This window comes from Pseudobacillus badius, from assembly GCF_002189605.1.
In the GTDB taxonomy this organism is placed as follows: Bacteria; Bacillota; Bacilli; order Bacillales; family Domibacillaceae; genus Pseudobacillus; species Pseudobacillus badius.
Window position 1 is genome coordinate 1 of sequence record NZ_MWMM01000055.1, and the last position, 1373, is coordinate 1373.

1 protein-coding gene is annotated in these 1373 nt (G+C 39.3%); it reads right to left on the reverse strand.

What is annotated here, in order from left to right; translation table 11 throughout:
* Positions 1-145 precede the first annotated feature (145 nt).
* A complete protein-coding gene (locus tag B1A98_RS19945; RefSeq protein WP_063384314.1) occupies positions 146-1270 on the reverse strand; it encodes an IS4 family transposase in 1125 nt (374 codons plus the stop codon).
* Positions 1271-1373: the final 103 nt, after the last annotated feature.

Sequence of the window (1373 nt, forward strand, 5' to 3'; positions counted from 1 at the left end):
CACTAGTGTCGCATAAATTTTGACTGAATTTTCTGTTTTCTTGTTTTTACTCATGAGAAGAAAAACAAAGACATTTGAATAGAGGTAGTTAACATCCATTTTTTCACTATAACCTTTGACGAGTGCAACAGACCTGTGAAATTCTTTAGGGCACGGTTTTCCCTACGATTTTTCGTAGCCATAAATGAGCGGATTTCCATGGTGCCGCTTTGAGTAAGCGACTAATTTGTAAGTACGTCCTTGAACTGTTCGTGTTCAGCTGTGCCAGTACATTTAGGCAATAGACAATCATTGCGATATACACTTGATTATGTACGCCTTGTTCGCTCTGCGCGTAGAACTTTTTGATGTTCAGGTGCTGCTTCAACCATTTGAAAAATAACTCGATTGCCCAGCGCGATTTGTACAATTCAGCGATATCATCGGCGCTTAAATCAAATCGATTCGTAATTAGATGCAGTTCGTTACCTTTTGAATCGAGCACTTTGATGAGGCGAAAGACATTTTCTGCACGATTTTGTGTGGTGCCGATCAGAATCATTTCATCCGACAATACAGTTGAATCGATTGGCAGTTTAAATGGCTCTACGACATGAATGACCGCATTTTTTCGCAAGCGTGAGACGAAGAAATAGCCATCATCGATCATGCGGTCAAATCGCTCATAATCTAAGTAACCACGATCAAAAACGTACATGCATTCTTTGTCGTCAACGAGTACCTCTAGCTGGCCACGATCGTGTTCTTTCGCATTTGTCAGCACCGCATTATCAGGATAGGAACAGCCTTTTTCTGCGTAAACAAGGCGCAAATGAAGCTTGATACCTGATTTTGTTTTACGAAACTCCGCCCATTTGTGATTATTCAAATTGAGTGGCAACGTACTCGAATCAATGATTTTCAGCGGTGTTGTCGTTTTCCGGCGCTGCTCATATTGAGATTTCTCATGAATCTGAGCGACTAAATCCAGAAAAACTTGCTGGAACACGTCTGTTGGAATTTGATTTAATCGGCGGCCTAATTGCGAAAAGCTAATCGATTCTAAATCCGTTGCTTTTTGAAGGTCGTCTGAAAACAATGTCTCACTGACAGCACGTAAACTTTCGATTTCGTTGAGTTGTGCAAATACGAGTAATTTCAAGAATGAAGTGATGTGTAGCTTCTTTGTATAGGTATTTAAATGATGGGTTTCCACTAATTCTTCTAATTTCGTTGAAGAAATCGGTGTAAACCATTGTTCAAATGATGTTTTTCGTGTAAACTTATCCATGCTTATGGTCCTTTGTATTGGATTTGGATGGTTACCTACCGCTCAACCAGTATAAAGGATTTTTTTATGCTTGGATTATATTACAGAAAATTCAGTTTAATAC